Here is a 16,198-nt window from a genome sequence, read left to right on the forward strand (position 1 = left end):
GCTACCCGCGCCCGGGGTCGCCGCCTTGAGGAGCTGAGAACTCATGACGAAAACCCCCGCTGGCCACCCCACCACCGGCACGTCGGCCCGCGTCGGCCGCCTGATGCGAAACACTGGCGCCGTCGCCCGCGCGGCCTGGCAGGGCTGCCCCGAGGAAGGACTCCCGCCCGTACGGAAACTGCGGCGACCGGGCTGGCTGGGCCAGGTGCGCATCTCAGGCGAGCACACGGACCCCTGCGAGGTCCAGGCCGGAACCGAGAGGGTCACCGACTGGCGTACCGCCTACACCGCCCACGGAGGCAAGGACCCCGTCGCGAACGAGTACTTCGGGCTCCCCGAAGACCTCTTCGACCCCGCCGACGACGGTGCCCTGGACCGCGCGGCGGATGCCATCGCCCACCTGCCGGTGGTGCTGCTCAGCGGCCTGTACGACGGCATGGAAGACGGGCTGGCCCGGACCAAGGCGCAGCACGCGGGTAGAACCAACGGCTGGGACCTCATCGAAGCGTACGTCCGGCTCGGCCTCGTGCCCCCGGCCAACGTCCTGTACCTGCCGCATGTCCCGGACCAAGAGCCCACCGAGCGACTGACCGCTTACCTGATCGCGGCCTACTTGCAGGGGGCATGCCGTCAGGCAGCCGGGCAACTGCGCAGCGACGCCCGCATGGCACGGCGGCTGCTTTCCCTGCCCCACACTCCGGCCAGCCCCAGGATCGAGGCGCCCACGCTGGCCAGCCCGGCCCACAGAGCGGGGGAGTGACCATGTCCAAAAAGGCCGAGCGCGACATCCTGGGAGAGCTGCTCTTCCGAGAGTTCGGCGCCTACGCCGCAGCTCTCGACGAGCACGGCGAGGACTGGGCGCGAGCTTGGCCCTCGGCCACGTGGCCTCCTCACACCCCGCTGGCCGTCCTGCAAGGCCGGTTCGCCGTGGCCCGCGAGGCCGCGGCAGCAGTCGGCCTCGAGCCCAGCGACGCCGCCATCACCGAGGAGCACCAGGCGCGTCAGGAGTACCGCGCGATGTTCCCCGACGGACCACCGGTCTTCATCGGCTGACCCGGCGTCCCCGGCGCCCGCCCCACTCCAGCCCCGGCCTGCCCTTCCATATGGCAGACCGGGGCCTGCGCGTCCCTCACCAACGCCCTGCGAGCCATTGCAGTTTGCAGTTGCGCCGCTTGCCTCCGCCCTCCGCACGGTCCGGACAACCACACGCCACCTCGAGGAGAAGCAGCATGCAAGTAGCCCACGACGTACGTGAAGTCCTCGCCCGTGCTACCTGCGAGGGAGTCACCGTGCGCCTGCCCCTGGACGTGGATCCAGCCCGCCCCGGGCTGGGAGAGCGAACCGCCCGGGCCCTCACCGCCGCAGGCGCACTCTTCAGCCACCGGCGACAGGCCTTCGTTTTCGCCGATCTGTTTCCCTTCGGACAGGCCCAGCCGCTGATCGACAACATGATCGTCAACAAGAAGACGGCGCCGCGGCCCTACCGCGGTGAGGCGCCCTGCCCGCCGGCCATCGCGGAGCAGATGTGCGACGAGCTTGACCTTCAGCCCGGCTGGACGGTCCTTGAGCCTTCAGCCGGACACGGCAACCTCGCCGCCGAAGCCACTGACCGCGGATGCGCCGTGGACTGCATCGAGCTGGAACATTACCGCGCACGGGACATCAAGGAAGCCGGTCTCGGCCGCCATGTCATCACCGCCGACTTCCTGACCCTGCCCCAGCAGCCCCGGTACGACGCGGTGATCATGTACCCGCCGTTCCGGCGCGACCTTGCCGCCGCTCACCTTGTTCATGCCCACGGCTTCCTGCGTCCCGGTGGCCAGCTCGGCGCGTTGGTCTCCCTCGGCTTGGAGAACGGAGTCCGCAAGGCATCCGTCGCCCTACGCGGACTCCTGCAGAGGCACAGCAGCAGAAGGTACGTCCTGGAGGGCGAGGTCATGTCCCCCTCCGGACGCCCCTTGAACACGGAGCTGTGGATCATCTACGGCCCACAGCACTGAGTCAGCTCTGCGTGCCCGGGGTCTTGGCCCTGGGCACGGCCGGTTGCGCGGCTTGCCCAGCCGCTCCGCACGGTTGCCCTGCCGGACTCGCCCGAGTCCGTGGCACCCAACCGTCTTCGCAGGAAGGGGCGGCTCCACGGTGCTCACGCACGGAGCCGGGCCGCCGCCGGCACCGCACCGAACAACCAACCTCTTGGAGCTGAACCGCCATGGCCGCGCCCACGGTCCGCCCTCGCGTGATCATCGTGTCGTGCGGGGGACGCAAGAGCACGGACGAACAGCCGCTACCGGCAGGCGAGATGTACAGCGGCAGCTACCACGTGGCCCTGCGCCGCGCAGCCGGCGCGCTTGCCACCCAGAATCAGGACAGTACCTCTCGCGTGCTGATTCTGTCTGCCCTCCACGGCTTCGTCGCCCTGGACGACCTCATCACGCCCTACAACCTCCGCATGGGCGACGAGGGGTCCGTCACCGCCGAGAGGCTCCGCCAGCAAGCCGCCGACCTAGGCGCTCTCCACGCCGACGTCATCGTCCTGGGCCCTCGTGCGTACGTCGAAGCCTGTCGTGCCGTTTGGCCAAAGCTGACCGACCTGCTCGCAGGGACGCGTGGCATCGGTGAGCAGCTCGCCAAGCTGGCTGCCATCTACGCCCCCGGCCGCCACTGCCAGACGCCGACATCCTTGGCCCACCCGGACGACACCACGAGCACCGGAAGCACCATCGAGGAGATCGAGCGCCGGGCGCACGCGCGCCAGAACATCGAGGAGCAACGAGCAGCCCGCAAGCGGGCGCGCTACGCCACCTACTCCCGACTCATCATCGAGCACGCCGGCCGGGCACACGGCACCCTCACCTTCCCCGGCGACGTAGCCAAGAGCGCCGCCCGCGCAGGAGCTGCCCGTCGCTTCACGGCCCTCTACCGCGTCCAGGTGCACGCACGTCCCGACGATTCCCGCACCGTGGACGTACACGGCACCCCCCGGGACGTCGCCCGCTTCCTGTCCGCGCTCCCGCGAGTACTGGAAATGACCGAGTCCAGAGCCTCCGAGGCCGCCCGCCTGTACGGACGCTGGGAGCGCCATTCCAACGCCCGCTCCCACCTGGCCGACATGGCCACCGCACAGCGTCGGACCCGTGCCCGCGACTTCCGCGCTGCAGCCTTTCAGGTGGTGATCGATGTCCTCCTCGACCGTCCAGACACAGTCCCCGAAGCCACGGACGGCGTCCCACCGTGGGACCAGGTCTACCCCCTGGCCGCAGGCATCGCGCACTACTACTGGTTCGATCCCGCGACCCTTGACGACCCCGACGAAACCGCGCGCATTCTCGCGACCGCAGAACGCCACCACATCACGCCCCCAGCCACGGCGTAGCCACGACTCCCCGGAGCGGCGGAGGTTGCCCGGCTAGCCGTTTGCCCCAGCACGGTCGTCCCATCGACCGGGCTACCACGACCCGGCCAGCCGACAACACGAGCCCCTGGGGCGGGCCGCCAGGATCGAGCAACTCCTACCCCACCGCCACGTATCCGGCATCCGGCCGCCACGTCCGGGCGCTCCTCACCACTTCCTCACCTCCGCATCAACCAACAGGGCCCGCCTCGAGCCATCACCCGGGCCGACAGGCGGGTCCTGCCTCGCTTTCCGGATCTCTGCGCAACGGCCCCGCCTTCCTTCATCGGCAGGGAGTTGCGGGGCTTGCCGTGACCCGGGCGATTGTGAGCGCGCTGGGCCTGCCCCCGCGCCGCGAGGCACATCCCTTCCACCCCAGTGGAGGGCCGGCCCAGCCTATTGCGCAGCCCACCCCCCGCCAACTCACCGCCGACACAGGGCCCTCGGTTCCGCAGTCAGGCGTTGTCTGCGAAGGGGATCGGGCGCTGGCATGGCACCGAGACAGCACCGTGGCCCGCGGCCGGGCTGTCTCATCGACTGCCTCCTACACCGCACACCACCCATCCGAACCTCTGGACTCGTGGAGTGCCTCATCATGGCCACCGACTGGCTGCTCTCGCAGAACGAACAAATGAAGAAGCAGGGCATCTTCAACTGGACACTGCCCGCCTGGGTGGTGCAACTCACGGGTACCGCCCCGGACGGCACCACAACCGTGCGCAGGGTCAACGTCTGCCCTTCGGCCGGGGTCTGCGCAAAGCACTGCTACGCGCTCGGCTCCGACTCCGGATACATCCGCTTTCCGGCCGCCCGCGCCCGCCACCTGCGCCATCTCCGCATGGTGCTGGACACCCCGCTCCTGTGGCAGAAGCGCATGGCCGACGAGCTGCGCCACCCTCGCTACCAGCCTGACTCCGAAAAGGGCACACTGGGTCATATCAGAATCCATGACGCCGGCGACTTCTTCGACGACGCCTACACCCTCATGTGGCTCGAAATCATGAGAGGCGCACCCGAGGGGCTGACCTTCTACGCGTACACCAAGGAAGTCAGCCGGTTCCGGCGCCTCGTCGAACCGAACCCACCCGACAACTTCAAGTACGTATTCTCCCGTGGCGGCAAGGAAGACAAACTCATTGACCCGGCCCGCGACCGCGACGCGGACGTGTTCCTCACCCTGGAGGATCTGGAAGCCGCCGGGTACTCCTCGCAGGCCGCCTCCGACCTCCTGGCCGTACACGGCCCGCCCCGTGTCGGGATGACCGTGAACCGCCACCGCAAGGGCATGACTGCCTCCTTCGGAGAGTTGCAGCGGCAGCGAGACGCCGAAGCCGCCAACCGGCGTGAACGTCAGCAGGCCAAGGCCCGCGCTTCCAGCTGACCGAGCAACGGCCCTCCTGAGGCCCGCCCCGTGCTGTCACCGGCCCGGGGCGGGCTCACTGCGTGTTCCCCCGCTGAAGAGCGCCGCGCACCAGGTTGCCGGTTGCCGGGCTAAGCGCACGCGCGGCCAGCGTCGGACGAACCGACGCGGCCCGCAGCCGCGCCCGACCATCTGGAGACCCGCATGCGGTTCCTGATCACTGACGACTCCCGGCGAATCCTGACCGCCCTCGACGTCCCCGACGCCCCCGAGGGCGAGAGTGCCACCATCGGCATCGAACGAGCCGACCGACCCGACCTGCTGTACGTGGGCGCCGACCTGCACAACGACGGCACGGTCGTCGTCGGGCACTGGCCCGACGGCGAGCACTGGGACCGCCTTCTGAGCACCGCCGGCGTCCGGGATGCCTGCAGCCACTCCACCCCGGCCCACCCCGCAGAGCCCACATACACCCGCGCACACCCTGCCCTGCCCGTGCTCGCGCTCGCCGGGGTCATTCTGTTCATCGCCATCCTGCTCGTGCTCGTCGCAGTGCTCGCCGGTTCCGGCAACGGCACCAGTCACTCCCCAGTACGCTGCACCACGGGCATCACGCTCGGCGCCCCCGCAGGTACACACCCGTGCGCCGCGCACACGACGGGGAGTGTCCCTGGCCTGGGGAACACTACGGGAACACGCCAGCCCGCGGGCCCGGCGCGGAAGGAACCGGCACGGAAGGCCCCTGCCCCGATGCCCAAGGCCCCGGCCGCTCCGAAAGCGCCCACCGTGACCAAGCCCCTCCGCTGACCCCATCCCCTCCCGCTCAACCAAGCGCCCCAAGGCCCGCCTCGCCGACCCCGGCCGGCGGGCTCACGCAGGTTCAGCGAGGCCTCTCCCGCCTCGGATTGCGGAGCTAGCACTCGGTGCGGCGACCGTCCACCGTGGCCGGACCGTCCCGGCCGGTGAACGAACCCACCCACGCAAAGGAGAACCATGGGCGACAGCCACTTTCTTGACCACGCGATCACGGCCGTCCGCGCAGCACTGGCCACCGCGCACGACCTCCGCCGGCTGGACGTCCGGCGCACCGCGGACCCGGACATCTACATCACGGTCACCCACTGCCCCGACCCCGCCGCCAACCACAACCAGGCGGAGCAGCACGCCGCCTACACCGCGACGCTGCACGAGGCGGGGTGGGACCAGGCGGTCAGCCTGGGGCCACTGGTCCTGATCCCCGGCATCCCCCCGAGCGACACCGCGCCGGACACCTACACCGCAGTCTGGGCGACCACGCTCGATGGCCTCACGGACCCCGTGGACGCCGCCTACGAAGCGCGCGGACAGCAGCACGACTACGAACTCACCGAAGCCGTCTTCACCATCGCCGACGCGACCGGGCGCCCCCACGTCATCATCACCGACGACCTCGAACCCAAACCCGAACCCGAGCCCGAGCACGCCGGACGCGTCGAGTCTCCCTACAGCCACGCCCCCACCGCATAACCACACCCACTCCACCGGGCCGTCCTCCGACACCGGCAAACCGGCCGTGGGCGCATCACCAGGTCCGCCCACGGCCGGCGTCGTGCACCCTCCGCACGAACTGCCACCGCGCACGCGGCGCCAGCGCTCGTGACCCAGCACGTGGCGCTCTTGCCGAGCTAGCCGGCTGTTCGTTCACCGTTCCCCTCGCTCGCAGACGCAGGGCTGCCACGAGAAGGGATACCCATCATGACCGCGCCCGACCTCAATGCCGGAGACCTCCCCAACCAGACCACGCACCGCCCCCGCCACCGCTCGACGACCCACCGCAGCACCCGCGAGCTATTCGACCACGACGGGAAGTTCTTCCGATCAGCACCGGACCGATGCCCGGCGCACACGCCTGCTCGTCCCCGGGCACCCACCCCTAGGTGCCGAGGGACGGCGATCGTCGAGATGCGCGCCTTCAGCTCCAACCCGGTCTTGCTTGCACTTGCACCGCTTTCGTGCCGGGCACTCACCGTGACTCGCGTCCGGCACCCCAGCCGGACGCGCACCGCACGGAAGGACAACACATGCTCACTCCGCCGCCCGACATGCACCCCGGTTGCACCTGGGCCGACCGGCCCGTGACCGCCACTACCACCTTCGGCATCGGCACAGCCGCGACCGTCGAGCCTCGGACGGGGCTGACCACCCGCTACACCGTCCACGCTTATGACCCGCGCGCCGGAACCGCACTCGTCAACCCTGAGCAGAAGGAGGACCGCGCCGGCGTGGTGCGCTCCGTTCCCGACAAGGAGCGCACCCGCCGCCAGGTTGCAGTCGGCGACCTGGACGAACTGCGTCTCGTCCACCGTCGGACCCGCGACGACATCACCGGGCTGCACACCAACCATTGCCGTCACACCATCAAGGCGGCGTTCACAGCCGGGGGAGACCGGGGCGTTCCCGGCCATCGCCGGGTGTACCGGCTGTGGATGCAGACGACCGAAGAGCGCACCTACCGGTTCCTCGTCCGGGCGCCGTCCCAGGAGGCCGCGTGCGCCCTGGCCCGCTCCTGGTGGCAAGGCACTCCGAGCCCTACCGGCTACGTCGGCGGCCACCTTGAGGACGGCGAGTTCATCGACATCCTGACCTGTGAGGGCGTCCGAGACATGCCCGTCTGGCCCTACCCCGACGCGATCGCCGACCCGGTCTAGCTCCTCTGCCCTGCCCCTCCCGCTCCGGCTGTCTACTCCACGACGGCCGGGGCGCGGTTGCCTCCAAGTCCACCAGACACTGACCGGCTACTGCAGTTGCCCGGCTAACCCACCACGCCACGACGGTCTCCATCCCGCGGCTGGTCGCCGCCTTCCTCATCCAAGTCCCGGAAAGGGCTCGTCCATTCATGATCAAGTACACGCTGCACGTCCGTGACTTCGCAGTCCAAGCCGCGAATCTCATCTCCGAACCCGACCCCACTGGCTCTTCCCAGACCCCGACCGTCGACAATCCGCTCAACCCCACCCGCGTGACCGTCTACACCGCGACCGGAGAGGCCGCCGCGCTGCGCATCGCCCAGCGTCACCTCGACCTCGTTCACGCCAGACTGGCCTACGACAACCCTGGCTCCGTCAGCCGCACGGCCACCGACATCGTGTACGCCGAAGCGCGCTCCCGCGCCGAGGCCCTCACCCCGGAACAGCGCCGAGAGGAGAGCTTCCACGCCCTCCACAGCGACGATGACGCCCTGCGGATGGACGCCTTGAGCGACGTCATGGAAGAGCACAGCGAGCTCAACGCCTAGGCTCATCTCCCCCCAAGATCTCGCCCCCGGCACCCTCGTGGCGCTGGGGGCTCGCGCAGCTCGCGCCGTGTCCTCCTGCGGCTGATGGAGTGCCGACTCCTGCTTGCGAGGCTTGCCCGCCGCCCGCCGCCACTGCACAGTGCGCTCACCGACCCCCGGGGAGCGACAACCATCTGCGTCGCCCGCCCGAAGCGCCTCTCACTCGACACCCCCAATCAAGGGTTGCGGGGCTTATCCCCGCCCGGGGGAGTGTCCGTGCTGCCAGAAGGACACCCCTGCCCCCTCCAGCGATGGGCCGGGCCGTACAGCACCACACCTCCTTCCCACCTGTAGTGACACTCCGAGCAAGGGAGACGATGTGATGACCGAGACCGCCAGCACCTACACAACCGCCGGAATCGCCGCCGGAATGAGTACTTACCCGCACCCGAAGCCGGTCCTGGACACGAGAGCGCTGGCCGAAGCGATCCGCGTACAACTTCGCACCTGGGTGACGGCCGAGTTCGGGATCACGGTCCCCACCCCAGAGATTGTCACGGCCCGGCCCGCCGACAGCACCGCCCAGCTCCTCGGCGAGATCACCGAATACGTCCACCTCTACGGCGTGGAGACGGATGGCGACGCCGAACCGTGGGGCATCGCGCACGTGCTCAACGCCCACGCCGACAGCCTGTACGCCGCACGCGGACACGGTGACGCCTACCTTCTGGGGGCCCTGTACTCGCTCATCGCCGCCCGCGCCCACCTGAGGGACGGCTACGAGGGACGGTTCGAGCTGGACCCGTTCGGCGGCGACCGGCGCGCCATCAACGAGAGGGCGTTGATCGAGACCATCCGCGTACAGCTCGCCACGTGGGCGCCCGACACGTTCGGGACCGTCGTACAGCTCCCCGAACGGTGGGAGATGCGCTGCGCCGCCGACCTGTCCGACGCCATCGGGAACGTGATCGGGGCGGCGGAAGCGAAGTACGGCGACGCGGACGACGACGACAGCATCCGAGGCATGGCGCACCTGGCAAACGCCCGCGCCCACGGCCTGAAGGCCGCCCACGGCCACGGCGACGCCCACCTGTTCGCCGCCCTCAACTCGCTGGTCCTGGCCGCCGCCTCCCTCGCCTGACAGATGTCCGGACCCGCGTCCCGCCGCCGAGTGCGGCGGGACGCGGCCCAGGAGGGTCGTGGCACCTGCCGCCTGCCGCCCCCCGCCTGCCCGAGGAGCCTTGATGCCGCAGACGAACCCACCCACACCACCCACACCACCCGCGCATCCGTTCCCGCGCCCGGCCTGTGACCGCGACGCCTGTTACCTCGAGGCAGCCGGCAGCGGAGCCCTGACGTTGAACAGGCCATGGAATCGGCCCCGCCGCCTCCTGCACTCGCACTCACACGCTAGCGGTGTGCTCCCACGTCACGGGAGCACACCGCGAGAAGGTGATCCAACAGGTGGGAGGCACCGGGCTCCGCCCGCCGAGGGCGGGTTTCCCGGTGCTTGTGTGGCGCCATGACAGCTACGCGCTTGGGGGGCGACGCGGGCCCACCCCATACCCTTCCCGCTGGAAATGCTGAGCTCCCGCCATTGCACCGGTCGTTGCGGCACTGCACCGCGCTCTTTCACGCCTCGCACGAGGCCGGCGGCTCCGGGTCCGGCTGCCGTGACCAGGTGCAGATGCTGCCAAGCACGGAGGCAGCCAGATGACGGGAACTGTGTTTGCCCCCGTGCCAACCCTGGTGCAACCGGTCTCCTCTCGCCGACTGCTCAGTGGCGTCTTCGCGCTGTTGGGCGTGGTCATGGCCATGTGGGGCGCGCGTATGCCGGCAGTCCAGGCCGCCGCCCAGCTCGGCCCCGGTCGGCTCGCTATCGTCCTCCTGTCAGCAGCGGCAGGCATGGTCCTCGGCCTTCAGCTGGGCGGCCGGCTCGCTCACCGCTACGGTCCGGCTCGTCTTCTCGCCGGCCCTGCCATCATTTTCGGTCTGTCCCTCGCTCTGCTGGGCACCTGCCGGACCCTGACGTCTCTGTCTCTCGTGGCCATCGTCTTCGGTCTCGGCCACGGCCTCCTGGACGTGGGGGCCAACTCAGCGGCCGTCAATCTCGAGCGGGCCTACCAGCGCAGGATCATGTCCAGCCTCCATTGTGCGTACAGTTTGGGCGCGCTGGCCGGCGCCGGCCTGGCCGCACTCACCGCCTGGGCGCCCTACGAGGTCCTGTTCGTAGCCGTCGGAATCCTGACGGCGACGGCCGCCGCCGCTGCCATTCCCCTGATCCGATCTGCAGGACACCTCGACGCACCCGCCCAACTGAGTCCGGCGCAGCGAGACGATACCCCCCAGCTTCCGCGTCGCACGGTGTGGTTGCTCGGCTTCCTGGCCGCAGCCTGCCTCCTGGGCGAGGGCGCCGCAGCAGACTGGTCCGCGGTCCATCTCCACACCCTCCACACGTCCGAAACGATCGCCGCGGCCGCCTACGCCGCCTACAGCGCCGCCATGGTCGTAGGCCGCCTCTTCGGCGACCGCCTGAACGCTCGCTTCGGACCGACCACCATCGCCCGCGCCGGCGCCGCCCTCGCAGCAAGCGGACTTGGCTCTGGTCTGCTCATAGGTTCCGCCCCGGCGGCGCTGATCGGCTGGATGGCACTGGGCCTCGGCTTGTCCACCGCGGTGCCCTCCCTCATCAGCGCGGCAGGACGGGGAGGCCCTCGAGCCGTCGGCGCCGTCGCCGCCACCGGCTACCTCGGCCTGCTGTTGGGGCCGGCCGCCATCGGAGCGCTCGCCTCACTCACCAGCCTGCCCATAGCCCTCGCCCTGCCCGTCCTGCTGGCAGCAGTCGTCGCCCTCTTTGCCCACCGAGCATTGGACCCCAAATGACCGCGCCCCTCACCCCCTCCGCCCCGAACCTCGAGTGCCTCATTCTCGACTACAACGGCGTCATCGGACTGCAGCCCACCCAGCACATGTGGGCGCAACTGGCCGCACTCGCCGGATGGCCCGCCGACCGGACCACCGACTTCGAGACGGAGTTCTGGGCACGTCGCGCTCCCTACGACGCCGGTGAGATCAGCACTTATGCCTTCTGGAGCGGCCTGCTGCGTGGCCAGCTGGCCGCCCCGGAGGGCAGCGCCCTGCTCGACGCACTGCGCAGCACAGACGCCGAGATGTGGACCCACACCGACGAGGCCGTCGTCCAGGTCCTGCAAGCAGCACACGCAACCGGCCTGCGCATGATCATCCTGTCGAACGCCCCGCACCCCCTGGCGGACGCACTCGATCGTGCTCCCTGGTGCAGCACCCTGATCTCGAAGACCATCTACTCCGCCCGGCTCGGCGCCAACAAACCGCAGCCGCGCGCATACGAGGCCGCGCTCGTGGCTGCCGGGTGGCCTGAACCTGCCAACACGCTCTTCGTCGACGACCGGCGCGAGAACTGTGCCGCCGCGGCCCGACTCGGCCTGCGTACCCTGCATTTCAACGGCGACAGCCAGACACTCGCGTCACGCATTCCGCAGCTCTCGTCTCTGCGACAGGGGTCCGTGAATGCTGACCGGGTACAAGACGCTGCTCGTGCGTAGCCGACCTCCGCCCTCCGCGGCGACACCGACCTGGCCGTACACGCCCTCACCGCCATACCGCTTGGTGTCGAGCACGCCTGCGCGTCGGTGTGCGCCCACTGCCACCCGCTCTGCCTACGTCACACAGCGGTGACCCGAAGGTGCGGCTCGGTCGTGCGCGCCTGCGGCCTCTGCCAGGCAGTGCCTAACGACCTGCATGCTTCCGACGAGGTCTCCTTCACCACCGTCCAGGGCCTGACCACCGTCACCGGCCTCCTTCCCGTCTGATCGCCCACCGCGGGTCCGGGCCTTCCATACGTCGAACCCGGCCCCTGCGGCTTGCGGGACTTGCCGACCGGCGCAGCACGGTATGGACCGCCGCCCCCCGAGTGGGGCGGGGGAGGGGCGATCGCCCCTCCCGCCCCGGACTGACAGGACGTACCCGACGATGCGAAATCCTCCCACCGACTCCCGCGCGACCGCCCGGAGCCTGATCGAGGCGCTGCCCCAGCCACTGCCTCAGGACGAGGCACGTCGCGCCAACGCCGTGCAAGCCGCGCTGCTGACCAGCGGGCTGCTCGACATCACTGATCTGGGTAACTCCCCAGCTGTTGCCGCAGCCGCCCGTGACGGCCTCACCAGCCTGGCGCACCTCCTGGACAAGGACGCCCCGGGACACGGAGCCGGTCGACTGCTGCTGCTCCTGCTGGCCGAACGCGACGCATTCACCCCCCACCCCGTCCCCGACACGGTCCAACTCCGCGCCCGTGACGCTGCGACCGCCTTGTTGGGTCTGGCGCAGTGGCATGTCTCGGACGATCCGCTGCGTCTCCTCGGTGGCGCCTTGGCAGTCCACGCCGAGGAAGCACGTGACAGCAGTACCGGAAGGTCGTGACCGTGGACGGCGTGTGCTTGCTGGTTCCCGAAGCGATCAGGCGGCTGGAGGCCGAAGGCTGGCGCGTCGAGATCGCCGAGGACGGACTCCACCTGGCCAACGGGAAGCTCACCCGCATCGTGACCTACCGTGACTCGCTGACCGATCTCGTGGATCGGGGCGACACCGACGACGCGGTCTGGACCCTACGCAGGGCCAAGTCCGCGCGTAAACGCCCAGCGTCCTGAACCGCGCTCCGCGCGCCCGACGGTCCGCCCCCAGATACAGCCCGGGGGCGGACCGTCCTGTTGTAACGCCGGCGTGGTCCGTTTCGGGGCCCGCACCGTGTCCGCCTAGGCCAGCTACTTGCCCGCCTTGCCGACCACCACGCCACGGTACGGATATCCGCCCCGAGGAGCGGTACCACCCAGCGCCCCGTCCTTCGGGCGTGAATCCTCCTGGCCGCCACCTGCACCTATTTCTCCCGTGCGCTGCGCGCGACCGTTTTTGCCCGTGCCGTCTTCGGCACCTAACCGCATCCATATCCCCTCTCTCCGGAGTGACCTATGAGTTCCTCTTGGCGAAACGTCCCCATACCGGCCTCTGTTGCTCGCCTGCCCCGCAACAGTGCCGGACGTCCCGTCCCCGCGAACGTCGCCTGGTACGAACCCAATGACGACGGATCGATCCACGTAGACCGCGACCCCGAACTCGGCGGACATGTCACCTGCCCATGCACGCCGGGTCGCGGCACACCGAGGTTCGGCGAACAGTGCCCCGTACGGCAGCGGCAGTTCATGCTCCAGCGGCAGTGCGGACTGTGCACTGAAACAATCGCGCCCTCAGCGCAGTTGGCGTTCATCGGCGAGACCAACGCTCAGTACTACCTGGAACCCCCACTCCACCAGGTCTGTGCGGCCTATGCCCTGCAGGTCTGCCCCGTGCTGCACGCGGCTGGCGAGCACATCGAAGTGGCACTCACCGCCTCGTACACGCTGGCCGAAGACCGGATCACCGGAGTTACAGCCGACGGAGCACTGCGCCGCAGTGTCTTTCCGCTCGGCTCCCCTGCTGCCTACCACCTGGCGGTTCTGGAGTTCTATCTCGCCTTCCCAGACAACCCTGAACGACATGCCGCGCCGACATGGCTGGCCCACTACGCCCCGAATTAGCTCCCAGGCCCTACCAGCCACCTAACCACCCGCCCCGGCTCCCGTGCTCTTCGGGCGGCGGGGCGGCCCCATACCCGACCGCAGCCGCCCGACCCCCAGGAGGATGGGGGCCGCAGTAGGCCCCGGCCAACCGCCAGCCGAGAGATGCACCCGCACCCCCCACCTGCGGTCGAGCCCTTAGCAGCCGAGCCTCTCTCACCTCCCTGGGACGGCTCGACACCCTTGCTTCCACGGCGCATTTCACCCGGCTGGTGTGGTCTTCGTTTGCGTGCCTTGATGGGGTTTCGGGCTGCCTGGTCGTGTTCATGTCACGGGGGCCGGTCGGTTCCTGGTGACGCCGTGACCAGGAATCGGGGAACCCCCCATGATCAAGGAGAAGAGCGCAGCCCGCCGGGTGGAGATAGTTGACCTGTTCGGCGGGCCGGGTGGCTGGGACCTGGCCGCGCATCGCCTCGGTCTGCCGGTGACCGGGATCGAGCACGACCATGCGGCGTGTGAATCGAGGCGGGCTGCCGGGCTGGACACCGTCGAGGGCGACGTCCGCGCCTACCGCCCCAACGACTTTCCCACCGCCACTGATCTGATTGCCTCGCCGCCGTGTCAGCCGTACTCGATCGGCGGGAAAGGTGCCGGACGCAGGGCGTTGGACACGGTCCTGCACTTCGCGGACCAGTTGGCCGCGCGCCGGGACATTCGGGCGGGTCTGGCCACTTTGGACGACGAGCGCACCGGTCTGGTCCTGGAACCGCTGCGTTGGGCGCTTCAGGCCCTGGACGACGGGCGCCCGTACCGGACGGTGATGCTGGAGCAGGTGCCCACCGTGCTGCCGGTGTGGGAAGCGATGGCCGCGGTCCTGCGGGTTGAGGGCTACACGGTGGTTACGGGCCGGATGAACGCCGAGGAGTACGGCGTCCCGCAGACCCGGGCCCGCGCTGTGCTGGTCGCCCGGCGCCTGGGCGAGGGCGAGGCGGCACTGCCCGCCCCGACCCACCGCCGCTACAGCCGCACCACCGACCAGGACGGCGGCAACCCCGATCTGCTGCCGTGGGTGTCGATGGCGCAGGCGCTGGGCTGGGGGATGACGCACCGTCCCGCGCTGACCGTCGCGGTCGGCACGGCGGCCGGGGGCCCGGACCCCTCCTGTGTCGGCGGTTCGGGAAGCCGCGCCACCCTGTACGGGGAGCGGGACGCGGGCCGCTGGATCGCCGACACCCGGCTGGTGGACGCCGATGAGCTGCCCGCCTACCGCGGCGGCCGCAAGGACATGATCCGGGTTTCCATCGCCGACGCGGCCGCGCTCCAGACGTTCCCGTCCGGCCATCCCTTCCGGGGCTCCCGGACCAAGCAGTACGAGCAGATCGGCAATGCGATGCCGCCGCTCCTGGCCGAGGCCGTCATCCGGCGGGCGATGGCCGCCGAGCTGGCCGCCCGCATCGGCACCCAGGCAGCCTGACCCGTCCCTTCCGGCCCCCGGCCTGCGCCCCCGCGCATGCCGGGGGCCGGTGTGGTGCTGACGCCCCCCGCATCCCGCCCTGCCTGCCGTGCCACGCATTACGCGCCCCTCACCCGCTGGCGGCTGATGACGTTGCGCCGCTTACCTCGCGCACTGCCACTGTGCGGCCGCCGGCCCTTTCGGGGCGGGGGAGGTGTGAGCGCTCCTCACACCTCGATCAAGTCGACAGGAAGCAACACGAAGGTTGGTAGTCGCTATGGGAAACGCGTCGAGGCCCGGCACCGTCCCCGTCCGGGAAACCGACCACGAGCCGTTCGAGGTGGATGGAGAACAGTACTTCGTCCGGGAACTGGTCTGGAACGGCATCGAGGGCCGCTCTTACGACCTGGTGAGTTGCCGTGATGAAGAGGTGCTAACGGAAGACGAGTCGTTCGACAACTACCCCACCGATGCGCAGATCGCTGTGGTACTCGAAGGGCACGGCATCGACGTCGAGTTGGAGACGTGCAAGATCTGCCGGAAGGAGATCCTTCTGGCCACCGCGCACCGGCACGACAACGGATGGGTGGGCACCTGCCACTGGGACGAGCCGCTGCGCATGACCGCCTGAGGTCCGCGCGCGAGCGCCCCGTCGCCCCGGAGCCCGTCCGGTTGCGTGGCGCGCAACTCCGCGCCGCCCCGTCTGACGGCCCGTCCCCGGCATCTGCCCGGGGGCGGGCCGTCCCGCTATTCCTCCGCCAACTCCCGCTTCCTGACACACCGTGTTGTGGGGCTTGGTGTGTGCCGGGTCAGGGTGCGGTCACCGGGCCGGGGGAGCGGTGACCACCTTCCTGCTTCCCCGGCTCGCTCCACTACCCGCCCGCCGACACCCAGCGGCCCTGCCACGGCCCGGCGACTGCGGTCGGGCGGTGTTGCGGGGCTTGCCCCGCGCCCCGTCAGGGTGCGGTCGCCGGGCCGGGGGAGCGCTGCTCCCTTCCCGCTCCGGGGCTCGGCTCCCTGTCCCGCTGGCCGCCGGGCCCTGCCCGGGGTTTGCCCCGGCTCCGCGCCGCCCCGACCCGCCCCCGGGCCGGGGCGGCGTCATGCCCGCCGTCCCGCGCGGGGCGGCTCTTACGCGTCCGCTGCTGCGCGCCGT

General features: G+C 70.1%; 17 protein-coding genes. All 17 read left to right on the forward strand.

Annotated features, from left to right (window positions below; all coding sequences use genetic code 11):
* The first annotated feature begins 43 nt into the window (after window positions 1-43).
* Window positions 44-760, forward strand: coding sequence for a hypothetical protein (locus tag ACZ45Q_RS23980; RefSeq protein ID WP_468264788.1), 717 nt, complete (start codon window positions 44-46; stop codon window positions 758-760).
* 2 nt (window positions 761-762) lie between these two features.
* Window positions 763-1,053: a hypothetical protein gene (locus ACZ45Q_RS23985; RefSeq protein WP_468264790.1), complete on the forward strand. Its 291-nt coding sequence runs from the start codon at window positions 763-765 to the stop codon at window positions 1,051-1,053.
* 236 nt (window positions 1,054-1,289) lie between these two features.
* Entirely contained in the window at window positions 1,290-2,000 is a 711-nt protein-coding gene (locus tag ACZ45Q_RS23990; protein ID WP_468264792.1) for an SAM-dependent methyltransferase, read from the forward strand.
* Between the two features lie 236 nt (window positions 2,001-2,236).
* On the forward strand, window positions 2,237-3,373 hold the full coding sequence (locus tag ACZ45Q_RS23995; RefSeq protein WP_468264794.1) for a DUF6884 domain-containing protein: 1,137 nt from the start codon (window positions 2,237-2,239) through the stop codon (window positions 3,371-3,373).
* 613 nt (window positions 3,374-3,986) lie between these two features.
* Entirely contained in the window at window positions 3,987-4,772 is a 786-nt protein-coding gene (locus ACZ45Q_RS24000; protein WP_468264796.1) for a GP88 family protein, read from the forward strand.
* Window positions 4,773-4,955: 183 nt separating this feature from the next.
* Window positions 4,956-5,558, forward strand: a complete 603-nt coding sequence (locus tag ACZ45Q_RS24005) for a hypothetical protein (RefSeq protein ID WP_468264798.1) — start codon at window positions 4,956-4,958, stop codon at window positions 5,556-5,558.
* A gap of 186 nt (window positions 5,559-5,744) precedes the next feature.
* Window positions 5,745-6,257, forward strand: coding sequence for a hypothetical protein (locus ACZ45Q_RS24010; RefSeq protein WP_468264800.1), 513 nt, complete (start codon window positions 5,745-5,747; stop codon window positions 6,255-6,257).
* 554 nt (window positions 6,258-6,811) lie between these two features.
* Entirely contained in the window at window positions 6,812-7,438 is a 627-nt protein-coding gene (locus tag ACZ45Q_RS24015; RefSeq protein ID WP_468264802.1) for a hypothetical protein, read from the forward strand.
* Window positions 7,439-7,626: 188 nt separating this feature from the next.
* Window positions 7,627-8,025, forward strand: coding sequence for a hypothetical protein (locus tag ACZ45Q_RS24020; protein WP_468264804.1), 399 nt, complete (start codon window positions 7,627-7,629; stop codon window positions 8,023-8,025).
* 361 nt (window positions 8,026-8,386) lie between these two features.
* Window positions 8,387-9,145 carry a hypothetical protein gene (locus ACZ45Q_RS24025; protein ID WP_468264806.1) on the forward strand — a complete coding sequence of 253 codons (759 nt, stop codon included), beginning with the start codon at window positions 8,387-8,389 and terminating at the stop codon, window positions 9,143-9,145.
* Between the two features lie 572 nt (window positions 9,146-9,717).
* Window positions 9,718-10,887 (forward strand): MFS transporter, encoded by a 1,170-nt coding sequence (locus ACZ45Q_RS24030; RefSeq protein ID WP_468264808.1) that lies wholly within the window; start codon window positions 9,718-9,720, stop codon window positions 10,885-10,887.
* Entirely contained in the window at window positions 10,884-11,588 is a 705-nt protein-coding gene (locus tag ACZ45Q_RS24035) for an HAD-IA family hydrolase (RefSeq protein WP_468264810.1), read from the forward strand. The genes ACZ45Q_RS24030 and ACZ45Q_RS24035 overlap by 4 nt, the downstream gene beginning before the upstream one ends.
* A 427-nt stretch (window positions 11,589-12,015) precedes the next feature.
* Window positions 12,016-12,462 (forward strand): hypothetical protein, encoded by a 447-nt coding sequence (locus ACZ45Q_RS24040; protein WP_468264812.1) that lies wholly within the window; start codon window positions 12,016-12,018, stop codon window positions 12,460-12,462.
* Window positions 12,459-12,689, forward strand: a complete 231-nt coding sequence (locus ACZ45Q_RS24045; RefSeq protein WP_468264814.1) for a hypothetical protein — start codon at window positions 12,459-12,461, stop codon at window positions 12,687-12,689. The genes ACZ45Q_RS24040 and ACZ45Q_RS24045 overlap by 4 nt, the downstream gene beginning before the upstream one ends.
* Window positions 12,690-13,238: 549 nt before the next feature.
* Window positions 13,239-13,613: a hypothetical protein gene (locus ACZ45Q_RS24050; protein WP_468264816.1), complete on the forward strand. Its 375-nt coding sequence runs from the start codon at window positions 13,239-13,241 to the stop codon at window positions 13,611-13,613.
* A 364-nt stretch (window positions 13,614-13,977) separates the two neighbouring features.
* On the forward strand, window positions 13,978-15,066 hold the full coding sequence (locus ACZ45Q_RS24055) for a DNA cytosine methyltransferase (RefSeq protein WP_468264818.1): 1,089 nt from the start codon (window positions 13,978-13,980) through the stop codon (window positions 15,064-15,066).
* A gap of 256 nt (window positions 15,067-15,322) precedes the next feature.
* Entirely contained in the window at window positions 15,323-15,676 is a 354-nt protein-coding gene (locus ACZ45Q_RS24060; RefSeq protein WP_468264820.1) for a hypothetical protein, read from the forward strand.
* Window positions 15,677-16,198: the final 522 nt, after the last annotated feature.

It is taken from the genome of Streptomyces sp. NPDC031049, from assembly GCF_055571015.1.

What these genes read in the sequence shown, in the direction of transcription:
- ACZ45Q_RS24000 (WP_468264796.1), top strand. Translation starts at nt 3,987, where the DNA reads ATGGCCACCGACTGGCTGCTCTCGCAGAACGAACAAATGAAGAAGCAG.
- ACZ45Q_RS24050 (WP_468264816.1), top strand. Translation starts at nt 13,239, where the DNA reads ATGCTCCAGCGGCAGTGCGGACTGTGCACTGAAACAATCGCGCCCTCA.
- ACZ45Q_RS24015 (WP_468264802.1), top strand. Translation starts at nt 6,812, where the DNA reads ATGCTCACTCCGCCGCCCGACATGCACCCCGGTTGCACCTGGGCCGAC.
- ACZ45Q_RS24030 (WP_468264808.1), top strand. Translation starts at nt 9,718, where the DNA reads ATGACGGGAACTGTGTTTGCCCCCGTGCCAACCCTGGTGCAACCGGTC.
- ACZ45Q_RS24060 (WP_468264820.1), top strand. Translation starts at nt 15,323, where the DNA reads ATGGGAAACGCGTCGAGGCCCGGCACCGTCCCCGTCCGGGAAACCGAC.
- ACZ45Q_RS23980 (WP_468264788.1), top strand. Translation starts at nt 44, where the DNA reads ATGACGAAAACCCCCGCTGGCCACCCCACCACCGGCACGTCGGCCCGC.
- ACZ45Q_RS24005 (WP_468264798.1), top strand. Translation starts at nt 4,956, where the DNA reads ATGCGGTTCCTGATCACTGACGACTCCCGGCGAATCCTGACCGCCCTC.
- ACZ45Q_RS24035 (WP_468264810.1), top strand. Translation starts at nt 10,884, where the DNA reads ATGACCGCGCCCCTCACCCCCTCCGCCCCGAACCTCGAGTGCCTCATT.
- ACZ45Q_RS24040 (WP_468264812.1), top strand. Translation starts at nt 12,016, where the DNA reads ATGCGAAATCCTCCCACCGACTCCCGCGCGACCGCCCGGAGCCTGATC.
- ACZ45Q_RS24010 (WP_468264800.1), top strand. Translation starts at nt 5,745, where the DNA reads ATGGGCGACAGCCACTTTCTTGACCACGCGATCACGGCCGTCCGCGCA.
- ACZ45Q_RS24055 (WP_468264818.1), top strand. Translation starts at nt 13,978, where the DNA reads ATGATCAAGGAGAAGAGCGCAGCCCGCCGGGTGGAGATAGTTGACCTG.
- ACZ45Q_RS24025 (WP_468264806.1), top strand. Translation starts at nt 8,387, where the DNA reads ATGACCGAGACCGCCAGCACCTACACAACCGCCGGAATCGCCGCCGGA.
- ACZ45Q_RS24020 (WP_468264804.1), top strand. Translation starts at nt 7,627, where the DNA reads ATGATCAAGTACACGCTGCACGTCCGTGACTTCGCAGTCCAAGCCGCG.
- ACZ45Q_RS23985 (WP_468264790.1), top strand. Translation starts at nt 763, where the DNA reads ATGTCCAAAAAGGCCGAGCGCGACATCCTGGGAGAGCTGCTCTTCCGA.